The sequence below is a fragment of the Klebsiella sp. NPDC088457 genome (genome assembly GCF_044900465.1).
Taxonomy (GTDB): Bacteria; Pseudomonadota; Gammaproteobacteria; order Enterobacterales; family Enterobacteriaceae; genus Klebsiella.
The window spans coordinates 1-16,631 of the sequence record NZ_JBJDNH010000045.1 but is presented as its reverse complement, the minus strand read 5'-3'; the positions used below and the strand labels follow the sequence as shown (position 1 = coordinate 16,631).

Genomic DNA, 16,631 nt, shown 5'->3' with positions numbered 1-16,631 from the left:
CTGGGTTCAGGCGGATGCAACCGGAACCCGGTTTTTAACTTGCCTCCGGCTATAGTCGTTCCCAGAGCGGCGGAGTGCCAATTTTCGCCACCAGAAAGTCGATAAACGACCGGACCTTGCTGGAAACGATCCTTTTACGCGGATAAACAATCCAGATAGCCGTTTCGGCGCGCAGCATGCTGAATTCCCATTCGGGAAAAACGCGCTGCAGGCGATGTTGTCGCAAATCATTGCAGACCAGCCAGTCAGGCAGCACGGCTATTCCAGATCCATGGCGACACGCATAAAGCAGGGCTTCGCTGTCGTTGGCAATAAGCCGGGAGTTCATCGATATTCGAGCCCAGTCATCCCCGGCCCCCTCTTTACGGGCATACCAGCCTTCGCCGTGGAGCCGCGAAAACATCAACATCTGCTGACCAGGCAGCAGATCTGCGGGCGAATGCCGTGCTATCCAGTCCGGGCTCGCCCAGGCATAACGTTTCTGTGCAGCCAGTTTCCGCGCATGCATAGTCGATTCCGGTAGTATGCCGATGCGGATGCTCAGATCGATGCGAGATTCGATCAGATCCTGCACATCGTCGTTGAAAGTCATGTCCAGGGAGATTTCCGGGTGGAGCTGAAGAAACTCCTCCACGAAGGGCATCACATGCATGCGGCCAAAGGCGCTCGGGACGCTGATGCGCAACATACCCGCAGGCCGCTTGTTGAGCGCCGAAGTCGAATTTTTCGCCTCCTCCCACTGTGCCAATAAACGAGTGGCATGCGAATAGAAAAGCTTCCCCGCTTCGGTTAGCGTCAAACCGCGCGTTGAACGATTGAACAGTGCAATATGCAGATCCTCTTCCAGATCGGCGACATGCCGGGAGATGGTTGAGGTTTCGATATTCAGTTCCTTCGCGGCGGCACTGAAACTTTTCAATTCTGCAGCGCTAACAAACGTTCTGATCGCAGCAAAATAATTCATTGTCTTGGTCCTTTTCCGCTTTCTTAAGAAGCATTTCGCAGGTGGCATAATTATGCAATTGTGTTATCCAAAAATAGCACTTCAGGAAAGGTGCCATCGATGCCATTGTATCTCATCATAAATAATGTCGGGGTGTCTATGAACTACTTTTCAGCTTTGCAAACCTTTATCCACGTGGCAGAACTGCAGAGTTTTAATCGTGCTGCCAGCGAGCTCTCGATAAAGAGATCGACCGTATCACGACACATCTCCGGACTGGAAGAGCATCTGCATATTACGCTATTCAACAGAACCTCCCGCGGATTAAGTCTGACCGAGGCTGGTACGTTATTTTTTCCGAAAGCCAAAGAGTTATTGCATAATCTGGCAGAAGCCAAAGCCGCCACTATGGCATTAAATCAGCACCCTTCAGGGCAATTAAAACTAACGGTTCCCGGTGCCTTTTGTCGTCACCACGTACTGAAACTGATAGATAAGTTCTTTCTTAGCTATCCGGATATCGATATTTATCTGCGCTACAGCACCGGCCAGGAGAGCCTGATTGGCACCGAAACCGACCTCGCTATTTGTTTTGGCGCGTTAAATCAGTCAACGATTCGCGCGCGTAAACTGGCTACGCATAGCTATGCGGCCTATGCAAGCCCCTCCTGTTTGCATAGGCCAGGCTTCCCGTTACATGTTCAACAACTTATCGCCAGCGCGTTTTTCATCCCCAGCGAAATCGGCTGGTACTGGAGGGAAGGAAAAGGTGAATGGCAGGAAACCGGAACTCACCGGCTACCGCGTCTCATTTCACGGGAAGAAGAAGTTCTGCTGGAACGGGCCAAAAATAATCAAGGTATTGTGGTTCTCCCGGAATGGCTGGCGTTTAATGCATTAAAAGCAGGGGAACTCGTAAAAGTCTTCCCGCAAATTACCTTTCAGCCGGGACGCGAACCTACTGATATCTGGTTAGCCTACCCCCATAAAAAGACAGTATCATCGAAAGTAAGAGCATTTATCGACTTTATGATTGCTGAGATCGGTGAAAAACCTTACTGGCTCGATAGCCCCACCGCGACAGAAAAACAGCCGCAACGCCACCCGCTAACGGAATAATCAGCAGGGATGAGAAAATGTGCGGGACATATATTTCTTTAATCTCAATATCTATTCATGAGATGAGTAAAACCCCCTGTCCGTAACAAAGTCCCACGTCCCGGGAACAATATTATGTTTGTTCGCAGAGTCGTTCATAGAAATACAGGAGCTATCGGCAATCATGGTCCGCCAGGCGACAACTATAACTTTCTATTGCCGAGAGCAGATATTTTTATAAAGTAATAAAATATTTCGCTGATATGCTGCCAGAAGCGAAACGACAAGCACGGTGATTACAATTTATCCAGGGCATGCACGGTACGCTCATTGACGATATTACCCGTATTAAGGGTCGATTTTGGCTCAAGCAAAACGACGCAACACTCTTCGCTAAGCGCTTCAGGACAATGTTCGGTTCCTTTAGGCACGATGATAAACTCGCCCGGTTCAAGATCGATATCCCCTGTTCTTAACCCCATCCGTAAACGACCGCTGATAACCAGAAAAAGCTCATCCTCATGTTCATGATGATGCCAGTCAAACTTTCCGGAGAATTTAGCCAGTTTGACATACGCATCGTTGATATCGCCGACAATTTTCGGACTCCAGCGATCGCTGAACAGATCAAAGCTTTCTTTTAAATTAACTTTACGCATTAATCATCTCCATCATAGTGCTCTGACACTAACGAGTTTAATATATAATAAAAATAGCCGGGAAACAGGCAGCACGGTGCTGAGCCTGCCAGGTTAGATTTATTGCTGAAAAAGAGATACCGGCGGACTATAAAGAGAATCGCGGTATCGCTGCCCGTGGTTTACCGCGCGATCTTGCTTATCTTTCCGGCAAATTGATACGCGGAAGATCCAACGCGGCTGTTCGAAATAAGAATACAGTTACCCACAAAGCAGAACAATAGGTTTCCCGATCCCAGGTGAATGATTTCATTACCCGGACATCAACTTACTGAATTAAATATCTTTTATTTATAAAAATTTTTACCGCATGATTATCAGACCGCAGGTTTCGTTTCTTTAAGTGAACAAAGGCCCGGGAGACAGACTCCTTACCTGACGCATCTCACCCGATCGCGGCGCAGGCCATTAACCCGGATCCAGATGCGACATCACCACCGTTGCACTAATCGCCGTTTCAGTAGAGATATAAGCATGCGCAACCTCCCCGGAGAAACCGTAAAAATCCCCCGCTCGTAATGTAATGGCCTCGTTCGGGCTAAACCGTAATAGCAAAACCCCGCTATGCACCATAATATGTTCATGGGTGCCAACAGAATGGCCCGGACTGTTAATGGTCACTTGCGGATTCATTTGCAATAGCCATATCTCGGAGGTATTTCCCGGCCCGATGCGGAATTTCATCGTTTGTGAATAATCGCCCGGCGCAGGCCGATATCTTTCAAAATAAGGGTATAGCTTATTGCTGCCGCTCAGCAAATCGCCAATAGGCAGGCGTAAGGCGGCGGCGATAGCATCCAGCGTATCGACCCGGGGATTTGAGTGACCTGACTCCAGTTTAGATAACGCGCCCTTTGAAATACCTGACAATTTAGACAGATCGTTTAACGAAATGCCTCGTGATTGCCGCAGGCGCCTTATTTTATTGCCTATATTTAATGACAAAGCGGCCGGTTTATCCTGCTCTGAACCAGGCATTATTGCGTCACTCATCGTATATTACCTTAGCATTCGAATGAACCTCCCGCGCCTGTGGCCATAGCCAAAGGAGCCTCTGGCGCGATCGTGAACAGTCAGCATATCGTTTTACCGCATGGCTTGCTTCATAAAAAAAACACCCGGCCGGCGCCGCGCTGGCAGGGTGATGAGTGACATCCATTCCACCGCCTTATTCTTCTAAGGCGGTGATTTCATTTAGCTGAAGCGAATATCCAGCGAACGCAGCCAGGTCTGCAGACCGGCGTCCTGAATAGGGATAAGCCTGGCAGCTTCGCTGGATTCATTGATATGCGCGTGCCAGTAACCCGGAGGGGTAACAAAAGACATTCCCGGTTCCCAATCCACCCGGGTGGCATCCGCAATATTACCCTGCTCATCGAGTTTAGTGCCCACCAGCGAGTAGCATCCCTGCGGGCAATCAACGATATAGTCCAGCGCGATAGACTGATGGCGATGCGGTTTTTGCACGGAATTCGCGGGCAGCGTACCAAACATTGCCCACAGAACATGGGTAATCGTACGAGTATGTGGGAAGTGCTTATTCCCCAACAGCACGGAAATTCGGCTACGGTTACCCGCGTCTTTATCTGCTGCGGCTTTACGCAGCTCTTCTTCCGCACGTTCGGCGCCATACAGCGTCGCGGAGAAGCGTGGCGTTACCTGGCCAACGCCAAGATAAGAAAGCAACGGCGCGTCATTAACATAATAGAGTTTTAAGGTCGTCACAGCCCTGAGCGTGGTCGGAATTCCCCCCGGGAATGCCAGGAAAGAGCCCTTATCCAGAGGGATGTTTTTCCCGTCATGTTCCACTACGCCGAAACCATCAATGACATAAACAATTTGTGAAGTCGCAAGCGGATTCAGCGCAATTCTGTCACCGCCATTGATGCGAATAAAATTAGCCAGTAACCCCGGGCCAGTTGCCGGACCGACACAATTTAATCTGTCGGAGAGATCCAGAGGAATCACGCGGGTCTCGCCACTTTCATACAATGAAGCCGGGAAAGTATGATACGGCACGCGTGAAATGATCTTAGCCCCGATAGGATTGGCGGCTTTTGAGTATTCATAAAAGACGGCATCGGCTGTTACATCTGCAGGAAGAATATCATGACGTTCCACAATTGAATCGGTCATTTTGCTGCTCCTCAATAATATAAATAGGTGGTTTGCGACAAAGCGATATTGATTTTCAACCACGATGTTACTTTAACCTGTATTATTGGATGGAATAAGAACTATGTCGGCAAAACTGTGTTGCTTTAATTCCTCGCCAGAACCGACAAAGCAGTTTTATTAACCTGCAACGGCCCGGGGAGATCGTTCAGAAGCATCCGCCAGCTGCGCCCGGCAAATGCAAAACTGTTTCCCATTTATTCCCCTTCTCCTCGCCGCTATTCGCGCCTACGCTTACTGACGATGAATTTGGCCCGCAACTCACTCTCTCCGGATGAAAACAAGAGCCAGATACTCATTTAAAAAAGGTTGTCGTTAGATACAACCGGTGATGTACACCATTTTAAGGCAATCATATCATCCGACTGATTGCCTTTTTTCTTCGCGCCCGCCTTTCTACAACACATTATTATTCTCAGACACCGCTTCGGCTTAATCGCTATTTACCCATGTATACTCCAGAGCGCGTAAAGAGATAACCTGGCAGGGGAATAATTGACCGCCCTTTATCGGTCATAAAAATTCTTTGCGGAGAATACGTGACCGCAGCGTAGACGGCCCCGGGAGAGTACAGACGGAGATAAAGCCACATCATATCCGCACATGAGCTACCAGCAGGACAGGCGGAATTTTATACTGCGGTTCGCGCAGCAAACGAGGCCGCTTGTTTGTTTCAGCTTTTTGCCAGGGTTAGCCGGGTTCACGCCAAAGAGCGTGGGAAAAATGACCACACCGCCGTTTCTGGAAAGGGCCTACCGTCGCGCGGCAGGCTTCCTCAGCATTTATGAGCGGCGGCGTGATGTCGTCAATATCATCGCCGCCGCGCGTGGCCCTCACCACCCGGGTAAAAGAATCGGTGGGTTCAAAATGGCGTGCGCCGGTACTGCCGATATCGCGGGCGCCAGAAGTTGTCCGCAATGCGCGCCCACAGGCTCTCCTCTGGCAGCTCGGCGGCAACGCCGTCTTGCTGCGCCGCCTGCGCCACGCGAACCGCGATCTTCTGGGTGAGCGACTGAATCTGCGAAATATCGGGCAGCAGCAGACCGGTACCGTGAAGGGCCAGGGGAGAGTACTCCGCCAGCGTCCGGCTTGCCGCCATCAGCATCCCGTCCGTTACCCGCCGCGCGCCGCTTATCATCACGCCAAGCCCAATCCCCGGAAAGATATAAACATTATTGCACTGCGTAACCGGGTAGCTTTCCCCCTGCCACTGAACGGGCGCAAAGGGGCTACCGGTAGCGACGATCGCCCGCCCTTCGGTCCAGGCCAGAATATCTTCCGGCCGGGCTTCCACGCGAGAGTCCGGATTAGAGAGCGGCATAATAATCGGCCGCCGACAATGACGATACATCTCCGTTATCACGGCTTCGCTGAACAGACCAGGCTGGCCGCTCACGCCAATCAAAATCGTCGGCTGGGCGTGGCGAACCACCTCCTGCAGCCCGTAATGACCCTGTTCGCACTGCCAGCCCTTCAGCCGGCTGAGCGGTTGACTGAGGCGCGCCTGGAAAGCAAGGAGATCCGTCTGCTCCTCCGTTAGCAGGCCAGCGCGGTCAACCATATAGATACGCGCCCGGGCCTGCGTTTCACTTAGCCCCTCCGCGACCATCTGCGTCACAATCTGCTCGGCGATGCCGCATCCCGCCGAGCCGGCCCCGAGGAACACCACCGTTTGCTCACTGACCCGCCGCCCGGTGGCATGACTGGCGGCCACTACCGCCCCCAGCGTTACCGCGGCGGTCCCCTGAATATCATCGTTGAAGCAGCACAGTTCATCACGATAGCGCTCCAGCAGCGGCATCGCCGACTGCTGGGCAAAATCCTCGAACTGCAGCAGGACCTCAGGCCAGCGCTGTTTCACCGCGCGAATAAAGAGGTCGATAAACTCAAAATACTCCTCGCCGGTGATACGTGGATGCCGCCGCCCCATGTACAGCGGATCGTTTAACAGCCGGGGATTATTGGTGCCGACATCAAGAAAAATGGGTAACGAATATTCCGGGGCGATCCCCCCGCAGACCGTATACAGGGATAATTTGCCGATCGGAATCCCCATGCCGCCCATTCCCTGATCGCCCAGTCCTAAAATACGCTCGCCGTCGGTTACCACGATAACCCGGACATTCTGGCGGGAGGCATTGTGCAGAATATCATCGATGCGATAGCGGTCTTCCCACGAAATAAACAATCCGCGCGGGCGCCGGTACATCGCAGAAAAATGTTCACAGGCCAGCCCGACTACCGGAGTATAAATTATCGGCAGCATCTCCGGTAAATAACCTTCGACCAGATGATAAAATAGCGTCTCGTTAATATCCTGAATATTGCGTAAATAAATATGCCGGGCAATATCCGATTTAATATCCTGAAACTGCAGCCAGGCACGCTGCGCCTGCTCTTCAATCGATTCAACCGTCGCCGGGATCAAACCATGCAGATTAAAATTATCCCGTTCCGCCTGTGTAAAGCCGCTCCCTTTGTTCAATAAAGGCGACTCCAGCAATAGCGAACCGGCGTACGGAATATAAAGCGGGTTTTCTCTTGTTGCATTGTCCATAACAAGGTCCAGTGGGTAAAGTGGCGCGACGTTGATATTCAGAACATGAGATAGTTGGTTGCCAGCATGGCGATAATGCCGCCGATAGCGGGAATGAGCGTCCGCCGTACGATGGCAAAAGGCGAGCACTCTCCCGCCTTACTGACGGCGATAATAATACCGGCGACCGGAGAAATGGCGCGCCCCATGCCGGCCATCATTTGCATCGGCAGAATCATCTTCACCGCGCTCTCACCAAACGTGCTGGCAATCGAAGGGGCCATACCGGAGAAGGAGAAGAAGGCCGCGACGCCAGAGCCGGTGAGCACGGCGGTCACCCCAACCAGCGCGGTCATCACCAGCGTCATACTGGCGAAACCAAAACCGGCGTTCTGTACGGCGTCGAGTAAATAGTCGATAGCGCCAATTTTTTGCATTCCCTGGGCATAAATATCGGCGCAGACCAGCAGTGAAACGATACTGGTAAACATGCTGCCCATTCCTTTAAAAAAGCTCTGCACGCCCTTGCAGCTCGCGCGAAAATCCCGTGTCACCGCCAGTTCGCAGACAAACGCCAGCAGCGTGCCGACAATCATCGCGGTGACCACATCGACCTTAATTGATGTGATGACCAACGGGCTGAATACCAGCACCAGTATGACGGGAAAAACCGGGAGAATGGCGTAAAATATCGGCGCCTGCCGCTCGGCGTCATGAGCACTCGCGTGCTGCGCTAACGGTTCGCCAGGGCAATGTCCTTCTTTTTTATCATAATATTTCGCGGTGAAATAAATCAGTACCGCAACCGTCAGCATCACGGCGATCGCCACCGGCATCTGGTAGCGGGCAAAATAGACCGCCGCTTCCATGCCAGCATGTTTAGCCGCGAGGTTGGCGGTTCCGACCGCGGGGCCCAGATCCATAAACGCGCACAGACCGATCATCGCCGCCGCCGCCGCTTTGCTCACGCCAAGGCGCACCAGTACGGGGAAAAAGGTTACCAGTAGCAGCATCGCCAACCCGGCAGCGCTGGAAATCGCCACGTGCAGGAGCTGAGCGCAAATATATCCCAACGCGAGAATCACATAGGGGGCTTTAATCACCTGTAAAGGACGAATGCAGACATTCACCATCGCATTCGACGCCTTAATGTGGTCCATATAGCTGGCAAAGCCCCCTGCCGCCATGATGATAAGCCCTATCCCTGCGACCTGGGTGGCCAGCGACTCTTTCGCGAAGGAGAAGATATCGAGCCAGATCGATCCCGTCGATTTGGCGTTAGCGTACAAGATGCTCTGTTCAGGATAAAATAGCGCGGTGATGGTTAGCAGCGCCAGCCCGGCCAGCAGGAGGACCGTCTGAGGCTGAACGTTCTTGATAATTAACCATGCGGCAATAGCGGTAATCACAATGGCGATTATAAATGCGATCATGGATGATGTCCTTTTATGAAGCCGGGTAAGATAGAGAAATGCTTCGTTTCTGGTCGTGGGTTGTGTTTCAGATACCAACAGAGTAAATTTCGCCGTACCGGTAAAAAATGAGAAAATGATTTTCCCACAGCAAATTGTGCGCATGATCCCATAACGCGAAGTGTCCAGAGTTATTGGATTAGCGAAATACTTACTTATCCATCTAAATATGCGATATTTCATAACGAAATAACTTTTCCGGGGTCTATAAAATGTCAATTAAATCACCCTTAACGCTGGAAGAATATAAGATTAACACCGCGCATTTATCTGTTTTAACCGAGTCAGAACAGCGTCTGGATAACTATATCCGTGAGCATTTTAATGAAATCCCGTATCATGGCATTGTCGATGTCGCTAACAACGCGGCGGTCAGTAAAGCGACGATTGGTCGTTTTTTAAATAAAATAGGGTTTACCGGTTATGCGGCGTTCCGGCGGGTTGTCGAAGAGTCCCTGTCGCCGCAAAAGATGATTTCACCGTATCAGCTGGCAACACGTTCGCCGGTCAGAGACAACGTCGCCACGGAGCAGGTCGTGACGGAGTTCAATAATAACGTGGCGACGCTTTTTACGAGTTTCAAAGACAGCATCGATATCAAAACCCTTAACCATTTTATCGATATTATTCTGGATAACGACCGGAAATTATTTGTCGTCGGCCCCTCGTCATCTCATGCGATGGCGACGCACTTCGTCACTCTCATAAAGTATTTTCGCGACCGCGTCACGCTATTATCTCTGGATGCCGGAGAACTCCCCAAATCACTATTGAACCTGGCAGATAATGATGTGCTGATCGTTTTTTCCTATTATCGATTTAATAATACCGCGTTACGCATCGCAGAATGGTTTCGCAGCAAGAAGGCGCTGGTGGTGCTGATCACCAATTCTGAATCCAATCCCTACGGGAAGTTTTGCAATCTGCAGTTCGTTTTACCGAGCGATACCCGCTCGGTGTTTAAAAGCCGGATCATTGGTTTCTTCTTTATTGAACTCACCCTTCATCTGGCCTATGAAAAAGGTGGCGGCGAAGGTAATTTTGAACAGCTGGAAGAGCTTTTCGTCTTTTTTGAAACCTTCTCATCCGGTACCTGACGGGCTACCGGATGAGCCGAAAATAACGCATTAGCCCTGCCCGCTGGCCGGGGGAGATAGCTGGCGATCGAAGGCGCAAATGGCCTCATCAATTAATATATCGTTGCTGCCCAGCCAGCTGGCCGGTTCACAGGCGTGGCGGATCTCCTCTTCTGACAGGAGAGTTCTGATGGCCGGGCATCCCATAAGGGTGTCGTAAAGATTTTGCGATCCGTCCGCCTGGTTTAACAGGCTTTTCAACATGTTGTATCCCTCACTGCGGCCAATTTTTTCTGCCAGCTTCATAGAGACGGATTCCGACATGATAAAGTGGTGCGAGGCGGTGAAGTTCTCACGCATCCTGGCGGTATCCACCTCCAGGTGACGAATCAGGCGTTCGCCACGCTCAAGGCTGGTGGCAAGACAGAGCGCGGCTTCCGGCACCAGCGTCCAGTTCAGCACCCGGACGGAGGCAGAACGTACGTCATGCTGATCGAGAAGATTTGGCCCGCCAGAGGAATACATCCAGCCCATCCGGGCCAGCGTCTGGATCATATTGCTGGCCCGCGGGTTTGTTTTATGCGGCATCGCGCTGGAGCCGCCCCCGCCTTCCCCTTCACGCAGCTCCGCAATCGGCGTACGGCCCAGCGTCTCCACGTCATTGGCAATGCGACACAAGGTGCCATGAACGAGGGCGAAAAACTGTACCACTTCAACGACGTTATCCTGGCTGGCATTCATGACCCCGGACGGACAGCTTAGCCCCAGCTCGCTCATCAAACGGTTGCGGATAGCCAGTCCCTGCGCGCCAACCGACGCCAGATTCCCCACCGCCCCGCCAAATAAACCGGTCGTTGCCGTCGCAAACAGGTTATCCAGGCGCCGCAAATGCCGCGTCACTTCCCCCAGGTAGCCGCTCACCTGCAGTCCCCACGTGGTCGCTGAGGCGTCTATCGAATTAGTCCGCGCGACCATGACGCTGTGTTTATGCTCCACGGCCATCTCTTTTAACGCGTTTCCCAGCGCGATCGTCTGGCGCCGCAGCAGCGTCAGCGTCTGACTAAGACGCATCGCTAGTCCGCTATCCAGAAGATCCTGGGTGGTGCAGCCCCAGTGCAGGTATTTTTTCACCTGCGGCGTCCCCGCATCGGCAATTTGATCGATCAGCGGCTTGATTGGCATACCGACGCTGCGGGTTTCTTGCGCCAGTCGGTCCCAGTCGAGTGAAAGCGTCCGGCAGGTTTCGGCGATATCATCTGCCGCCTGCTGGGGAATTATCCCCAGCGCTGCCTGCACGCGCGCGACGGTCGATTCAAACGTTAGCCAGCAGCTAATCAGGTTTTCATCCGACCAGATAACTTTCATCTCCGTTTGGGTAAACAGAGAAGAATACAGTTCTGAATCAAATACCGAACTTTGACTACCTCGCATCATCAACTCCTGTATGGGTTACGCCTCTACCGACAGTATGGCCCGGTTGGCACAACTGAATGGTTTTCTCTCTGCGGCTGATTGTGCGTTAAATAATTAACAGGAAAAATGGGAAAATTTATTTCCCGCCGGACCTCAAGACTCCCCCTGCGGGAATGTGAGCGACTTAACAACCCCCCCAATTTTACGCCCTCGGTTCTTTTAAAATAATCATTTCACTAATTCCGTGAGGAATAAAACACCGCTTTTAATAGCGCCCTGGACGGTAATTTGTGTTTAATATCACAATTGGCCATGAGAAAAAAAGTTTCCCCTACCGCGCATCATCGTTCAGGTTTAAAAAAACAGCGCACGCCCAACAATAGAACATAACCTGTTACCGCTACATTTTATCTGGCCCGAGGGATTCTATGCACACAACAACGAAAGCAATCATCCTTATTACATTCATGACCGCCAGTTATTCCGCCTCTGCAATCAATGTTTATAAAGATAAAAAGAATACGTTGGATATATATGGTCGGTTAGAATGGCAACTTGCCCATGGCGACGCGTCATTTGCCGAAGACGATTCACGTAGCCAGCTTGGAGGACGTCTTGGACTCTATTTAACCCACAAATTAGACGTACTCGATGATACCAAAATTGTCGGTCGGGTTGAATGGCAGGTCAGGACGGAAAAAAACGATAATAAAACCGGAGAGAAAGATCTTGATGCCCGCTATGCCTGGCTCGGTCTGGCCCATGCCCGCTACGGTGAATTGATCGGCGGGCGCACCAAAAACCCGCTCTATCAGGTCATGAGAATGACCGACCGTTATAAAAACTTTACGCCGAACGTCTATAACTACGGAATCACGACGATAGATAGCTCCTACCAGTTTAACCGTCAGGACGGTACCATTCAGTGGAACGGCGAGTTTGACGGACACCAGATCCAGCTGGCATATGTCATGGGCAACGGTAATAGCGATACTAATGCTCTGGATGACGGCATGATGGCAAGTTACAGAAAAACCTGGTCGTTAGCTGACCTGAAAATAACGCCAGCCCTCTCATCCAGCGAATATAAGCGCAAAGACGGGGTAAAAACGACGGACGGGCGGAAAAAGCATACGCAATATACCGGCGGGCTACAGCTCGATTATGGCGATATTTCTTTCGCCGCCACGGTGGGTAAAGTCACGATCGCGCGCGATAAGAAAGCTGACAATGATTATACCAGCTTCGATTCCTTAGCTTCATGGAAATATCAAAAAGTCAGATTTTTGGGAGGATATAGCACGCTGAATGAAAATGGTAAGAAATATGCCGAACGCCGGGGCTGGCGTGCGGAAACACAATTAACGCTAGCGAAAGATACCTGGCTATCCCTGACTTATGTGAAGGAACTGGCCAATAAAAATAAGCAAATCCATGACGATGCCTTCATCGCCGGACTGCGCTACGACTTTTGAGGATCAGCAATATGAAAAAAGCACGTTATCTACTGGCCGGCTGTCTGTGTCTGTCAGCCCTCGCGCAGGCTGAGACCGTGATTGCCCCGACGCCCTGGTCGACGATGAGCGGTGCAAACAAAACCGTGGCGATATATGGCAACTCTTACACCCATTACAATAACAACGTGAATACTCGCCTGCGCGATCTCGCCCGTTCGCTGCTGCCCGATCGCGGCAAAGGCTATGCGTACCGCGGTATTACCATCTCGACAGGGCACTTAGGCTGGCATATCCCCAATCTGGAGTTTCAAAACGGCCTGCAAAAATGGGACGTGGTCGTCTTCCAGGGAAACTCGACGGAAGCCATTACCAAAAAAGCCGCCACCCGGGAAGACTTTAAGCAATCGGCGATAAAAATGGCGGATATGGCGCATAAAGCAAATGAAAAGGTCGTCTGGTTCATGACGTGGGCCAGCAAAAATAAACCGGAGCAGACGGATAAACTGGAAAAAGCCTATCTGGATATCGCTCGCCAGACCCAGGGGTACGTTGCCCCTGTCGGCCTCGCGTTTGCGCGCGCCATTGCGCAGCATCCGGAGATAAATTTATACCATAGCGACGGCAACCACCCGTCTCTGGCCGGTACTTATCTGACGGCCTGCGTGCTGTTCGCGACCCTGTATAATAAATCACCGATAGGCGGCGCCCTGCCTGTGGACAGCGATATGAGCGAACAGACGGCCCGCGCCCTGCAGCAAACCGCATGGGATACGGTCATCGCTTTCAGGCAGCAAAAATAATCGCTCTGTATGGAGATCAGGGCTGGCGCAGCGCTGGCCCTGCCATCAATCCTCTTCCATTCGCTGATACTCTTCGCTGAGAAAATCCACCAGCGCTCTTACCGAGGGCAGCAGACCGCGGCGGGAGGCAAATACCGCATGAATCACTTCCCGCTGCGGCTGCCACTCATCCAGCACCACCTCCAGTTCTCCCGCCGCCAGCTGATCGCGCACCATTAATAGCGGCAGCTGGACCACCCCGACGCCGGCAACCGCCGCCTCACGAAGCGCCAGCATATCCGTGGTCACCATTCTGGGCGTAAAATAGACTTCCGCCCGCGCGCCAGCGGGCCCCATCAGCTGCCATTTGTGCTGATGCTTGCCCGCCCCGAGGCTAAGACCAGGCCACGCGCTGAGCGCGGATGGCGCATGAGGCCGTCCCATACCGGCAATTAATGCCGGACTGGCCACTAGCCGATGGCCGCGGTCAGCCAGGACACGCATCACCAGATCGCTGTCGTCAAACGGGCGCGGGCGTACGCGAATCGCGACATCTATTCCCTCGCCGACGACATCAACCCGGCGGTTCGTCGCCTCCAGCAGGACGTTCACCCCCGGGTAACGCAGCATAAACCGCGCCAGCATCGGCCCGACGTGCGCATGTAATAAGGTGATCGGACAGGTAAGTTTGACGCTGCCGCACGGTTCAGCACGCAGGGTTTCAACCGCCTGCTGCGCCGCCTCGGCTTCTATTAACATCGCTTTGCAGTGCTGATAGAAGGCCTGCCCGACTTCGGTCACCACAAACTGTCGCGTGGTGCGATGAATTAAACGCACGCCGAGGCGTTCTTCCAGCTGAGCTATCCGCCGGCTTAATTTTGATTTTGGCTGATCGAGCGCTCTTCCGGCGGCGGCAAACCCTTCATGGTCCACCACCTGGACAAACCAGGCTAAGTCGTTGAGATCCTGCATCCTTCCTCCATTGTTCCATTTTCAGAACAGTATAGGCCATTTTTGCTATCTACCGGACTATTGGTCACACATATAAGCTTACTGACATCAGCAACAGAGACACAGGAGCAAGAAATGAAACAGATTACAGGAGTTTACACCGCGCCGGCGCAGCACTGGGTGGGCGACGGTTTCCCGGTTCGCTCGCTGTTTTCTTACACCACACATGGCGAGCAGCTGAGCCCCTTCCTGCTGCTGGACTATGCCGGTCCGCATAGCTTCCCGGCGGGTAGCGGTAAACGCGGCGTCGGCCAGCACCCGCATCGTGGATTTGAGACGGTCACCCTCGTCTATTCCGGGGAAGTTGAACACCGTGACTCGACGGGTAAAGGCGGCGTCATCGGCCCCGGCGATGTGCAGTGGATGACGGCGGGTGCCGGGATCCTGCATGAAGAGTTCCATTCAGCGGAATTTACCCGCAGCGGCGGGGAACTGAAGATGATACAGCTGTGGGTCAATCTGCCAGCCAAAGACAAAATGACCCACCCCGGCTATCAGAGTATTACGGCGGATGTCATTCCTGATGTCGCCCTGCCGGATGGCGCCGGCAATGTCCGGGTGATCGCCGGCAGCTACGGCGATGTTGCCGGGCCTGCGCATACCTTCTCGCCGTTGAACGTCTGGGATACGCAGTTAAATCAGGGCCATGACGTGACGTTCACGCAACCTGATGGCTGGAGCAGCGCGCTGGTGGTTCTCGAAGGAGAGGTCAGCGTCAACGGCAGTGACGCTGTACGTGAAGGCCAACTGGTGGTGTTAAGCCAGAAAGGAGATGCAATTCATCTCCACGCCGCGGCTAACGCCAGGGTGCTGCTGCTGGCCGGTGAGCCGTTACAGGAATCTATCGTAGGCTACGGTCCGTTTGTGATGAACACGAAAGCACAGATCGCGGAAGCGGTACGCGATTTTAACAGCGGCCGTTTTGGCCAGATCTGAAACGACAGAGGTGAATAATATGTCCGCCCCAGCAAACTTTAACGGTTCTCGTCCGGTGATTGATGTTAACAACACCGCCATGTTGTTGATTGACCATCAGAGTGGATTGTTCCAGACCGTGGGTGATATGCCAATGCCTGAACTCCGCGCTCGCGCCGCCGCGTTGGCAAAAATGGCCTCTCTGGCAGGGATACCGGTTATCACTACGGCCTCTGTACCGCAGGGGCCGAACGGTCCGCTGATCCCGGAGATCCACGAAAATGCGCCTCATGCCCAATATATTGCGCGTAAAGGTGAGATTAACGCCTGGGATAATCCAGATTTCGTTGCCGCGGTGAAAGCGACGGGACGTAACACGCTGATTATCGCAGGTACTATTACCAGTGTCTGCATGGCATTTCCGTCCATCGCCGCGGTTGCCGATGGCTATAAAGTCTTCGCGGTCATCGATGCTTCCGGCACCTACAGCAAGATGGCGCAGGAGATAACCCTGGCTCGCGTCGTTCAGGCAGGCGTTATCCCGATGGATACGGCGGCGGTGGCTTCCGAGCTGCAGCGCACATGGAACCGTCCGGATGCCGCCGAGTGGGCGGAGGTGTATACCAAAGTTTTCCCGGCCTACCAGCTACTGATCGAGAGCTATAGCAAAGCTCAGGAAGTGGTGAAGAATAGCGAACAGCTTGATTCACAGCGTTAAAATCACCGCCCTGCCGGTTTACGGCGGGGCGGTGTTCAATGCTTGACCGAACGGTAAAGAAAGAATAAATACTGCTTGACCGTTTTCGCGCAACTCCCTATAGTAGCGCCCCGTTGCCCACCCAAGGTGTGCAGCGAAACAATATGGTGAGGTGTCCGAGTGGCTGAAGGAGCACGCCTGGAAAGTGTGTATACGGCAACGTATCGGGGGTTCGAATCCCCCCCTCACCGCCATATTTTAAGAAGAGCTCGTACGAAAGTACGGGCTTTTTTTTTCGCCTGTTGTACCCACCAGGGGGGGGATGAGAAGCCCCGACCGGGGTTCGACAGCTGGCGCAGCC

Annotated in this window: 14 protein-coding genes and 1 tRNA gene; 7 read left to right on the top strand and 8 right to left on the bottom strand. The window is 52.7% G+C overall.

Annotated elements, in window-relative coordinates; genetic code table 11:
• Window positions 1–49: 49 nt before the first annotated feature.
• Window positions 50–964, bottom strand: a complete 915-nt coding sequence (locus ACI2JR_RS22820; RefSeq protein WP_132726990.1) for a LysR family transcriptional regulator — start codon at window positions 962–964, stop codon at window positions 50–52.
• Between the two features lie 99 nt (window positions 965–1,063).
• Here ACI2JR_RS22820 and ACI2JR_RS22815 point away from each other — a divergent pair, with 99 nt between their 5' ends.
• Complete coding sequence (locus ACI2JR_RS22815; RefSeq protein ID WP_132726993.1) at window positions 1,064–2,062, top strand: LysR family transcriptional regulator; 999 nt, start codon at window positions 1,064–1,066, stop codon at window positions 2,060–2,062.
• A 275-nt stretch (window positions 2,063–2,337) separates the two neighbouring features.
• On the opposite strand, the gene ACI2JR_RS22810 is transcribed toward ACI2JR_RS22815, so the two are convergent.
• The 5 genes from ACI2JR_RS22810 to dcuC all read right to left on the bottom strand — a co-directional run bounded on the left by ACI2JR_RS22810 (window position 2,338) and on the right by dcuC (window position 8,883).
• On the bottom strand, window positions 2,338–2,700 hold the full coding sequence (locus ACI2JR_RS22810; RefSeq protein WP_132726995.1) for a cupin domain-containing protein: 363 nt from the start codon (window positions 2,698–2,700) through the stop codon (window positions 2,338–2,340).
• Window positions 2,701–3,147: 447 nt separating this feature from the next.
• The gene (locus tag ACI2JR_RS22805; protein ID WP_462479552.1) at window positions 3,148–3,717 is read right to left on the bottom strand and encodes a helix-turn-helix domain-containing protein; all 570 of its coding nucleotides are present in this window, start codon (window positions 3,715–3,717) and stop codon (window positions 3,148–3,150) included.
• Window positions 3,718–3,933: 216 nt separating this feature from the next.
• Window positions 3,934–4,938, bottom strand: a complete 1,005-nt coding sequence (locus tag ACI2JR_RS22800; protein WP_462479539.1) for a hypothetical protein — start codon at window positions 4,936–4,938, stop codon at window positions 3,934–3,936.
• Between the two features lie 838 nt (window positions 4,939–5,776).
• Window positions 5,777–7,471 carry an NAD-dependent malic enzyme gene (locus tag ACI2JR_RS22795; protein WP_462479538.1) on the bottom strand — a complete coding sequence of 565 codons (1,695 nt, stop codon included), beginning with the start codon at window positions 7,469–7,471 and terminating at the stop codon, window positions 5,777–5,779.
• A gap of 38 nt (window positions 7,472–7,509) precedes the next feature.
• Window positions 7,510–8,883 carry a C4-dicarboxylate transporter DcuC gene (dcuC, locus tag ACI2JR_RS22790; protein ID WP_132727001.1) on the bottom strand — a complete coding sequence of 458 codons (1,374 nt, stop codon included), beginning with the start codon at window positions 8,881–8,883 and terminating at the stop codon, window positions 7,510–7,512.
• Window positions 8,884–9,134: 251 nt separating this feature from the next.
• On the opposite strand from dcuC, the gene ACI2JR_RS22785 reads away from it, so the two are divergent.
• Window positions 9,135–10,019, top strand: coding sequence for a MurR/RpiR family transcriptional regulator (locus tag ACI2JR_RS22785; RefSeq protein WP_462479537.1), 885 nt, complete (start codon window positions 9,135–9,137; stop codon window positions 10,017–10,019).
• Between the two features lie 30 nt (window positions 10,020–10,049).
• Here ACI2JR_RS22785 and ACI2JR_RS22780 read toward each other — a convergent pair whose 3' ends face one another.
• On the bottom strand, window positions 10,050–11,429 hold the full coding sequence (locus ACI2JR_RS22780; RefSeq protein WP_462479551.1) for an adenylosuccinate lyase family protein: 1,380 nt from the start codon (window positions 11,427–11,429) through the stop codon (window positions 10,050–10,052).
• A gap of 410 nt (window positions 11,430–11,839) precedes the next feature.
• Here ACI2JR_RS22780 and ACI2JR_RS22775 point away from each other — a divergent pair, with 410 nt between their 5' ends.
• Window positions 11,840–12,886: a porin gene (locus ACI2JR_RS22775; RefSeq protein WP_132727007.1), complete on the top strand. Its 1,047-nt coding sequence runs from the start codon at window positions 11,840–11,842 to the stop codon at window positions 12,884–12,886.
• 11 nt (window positions 12,887–12,897) lie between these two features.
• Window positions 12,898–13,668, top strand: a complete 771-nt coding sequence (locus tag ACI2JR_RS22770; protein WP_462479536.1) for a DUF4886 domain-containing protein — start codon at window positions 12,898–12,900, stop codon at window positions 13,666–13,668.
• A 45-nt stretch (window positions 13,669–13,713) separates the two neighbouring features.
• On the opposite strand, the gene ACI2JR_RS22765 is transcribed toward ACI2JR_RS22770, so the two are convergent.
• The gene (locus ACI2JR_RS22765) at window positions 13,714–14,619 is read right to left on the bottom strand and encodes a LysR family transcriptional regulator (protein ID WP_132727013.1); all 906 of its coding nucleotides are present in this window, start codon (window positions 14,617–14,619) and stop codon (window positions 13,714–13,716) included.
• A gap of 114 nt (window positions 14,620–14,733) precedes the next feature.
• On the opposite strand from ACI2JR_RS22765, the gene ACI2JR_RS22760 reads away from it, so the two are divergent.
• The 3 genes from ACI2JR_RS22760 (at window position 14,734) to ACI2JR_RS22750 (ending at window position 16,524) form a co-directional block, all read left to right on the top strand.
• Window positions 14,734–15,594, top strand: a complete 861-nt coding sequence (locus ACI2JR_RS22760) for a pirin family protein (RefSeq protein WP_132727016.1) — start codon at window positions 14,734–14,736, stop codon at window positions 15,592–15,594.
• Window positions 15,595–15,613: 19 nt separating this feature from the next.
• Window positions 15,614–16,291, top strand: a complete 678-nt coding sequence (locus ACI2JR_RS22755) for an isochorismatase family protein (protein WP_132727019.1) — start codon at window positions 15,614–15,616, stop codon at window positions 16,289–16,291.
• Between the two features lie 145 nt (window positions 16,292–16,436).
• Window positions 16,437–16,524, top strand: a tRNA-Ser gene (locus ACI2JR_RS22750).
• Window positions 16,525–16,631: the final 107 nt, after the last annotated feature.

What these genes read in the sequence shown, in the direction of transcription:
- ACI2JR_RS22820 (WP_132726990.1), bottom strand. Translation starts at nt 964, where the DNA reads ATGAATTATTTTGCTGCGATCAGAACGTTTGTTAGCGCTGCAGAATTG.
- ACI2JR_RS22815 (WP_132726993.1), top strand. Translation starts at nt 1,064, where the DNA reads ATGCCATTGTATCTCATCATAAATAATGTCGGGGTGTCTATGAACTAC.
- ACI2JR_RS22810 (WP_132726995.1), bottom strand. Translation starts at nt 2,700, where the DNA reads ATGCGTAAAGTTAATTTAAAAGAAAGCTTTGATCTGTTCAGCGATCGC.
- ACI2JR_RS22805 (WP_462479552.1), bottom strand. Translation starts at nt 3,717, where the DNA reads ATGCCTGGTTCAGAGCAGGATAAACCGGCCGCTTTGTCATTAAATATA.
- ACI2JR_RS22795 (WP_462479538.1), bottom strand. Translation starts at nt 7,471, where the DNA reads ATGGACAATGCAACAAGAGAAAACCCGCTTTATATTCCGTACGCCGGT.
- dcuC (WP_132727001.1), bottom strand. Translation starts at nt 8,883, where the DNA reads ATGATCGCATTTATAATCGCCATTGTGATTACCGCTATTGCCGCATGG.
- ACI2JR_RS22785 (WP_462479537.1), top strand. Translation starts at nt 9,135, where the DNA reads ATGTCAATTAAATCACCCTTAACGCTGGAAGAATATAAGATTAACACC.
- ACI2JR_RS22780 (WP_462479551.1), bottom strand. Translation starts at nt 11,429, where the DNA reads ATGCGAGGTAGTCAAAGTTCGGTATTTGATTCAGAACTGTATTCTTCT.
- ACI2JR_RS22775 (WP_132727007.1), top strand. Translation starts at nt 11,840, where the DNA reads ATGCACACAACAACGAAAGCAATCATCCTTATTACATTCATGACCGCC.
- ACI2JR_RS22770 (WP_462479536.1), top strand. Translation starts at nt 12,898, where the DNA reads ATGAAAAAAGCACGTTATCTACTGGCCGGCTGTCTGTGTCTGTCAGCC.
- ACI2JR_RS22765 (WP_132727013.1), bottom strand. Translation starts at nt 14,619, where the DNA reads ATGCAGGATCTCAACGACTTAGCCTGGTTTGTCCAGGTGGTGGACCAT.
- ACI2JR_RS22760 (WP_132727016.1), top strand. Translation starts at nt 14,734, where the DNA reads ATGAAACAGATTACAGGAGTTTACACCGCGCCGGCGCAGCACTGGGTG.
- ACI2JR_RS22755 (WP_132727019.1), top strand. Translation starts at nt 15,614, where the DNA reads ATGTCCGCCCCAGCAAACTTTAACGGTTCTCGTCCGGTGATTGATGTT.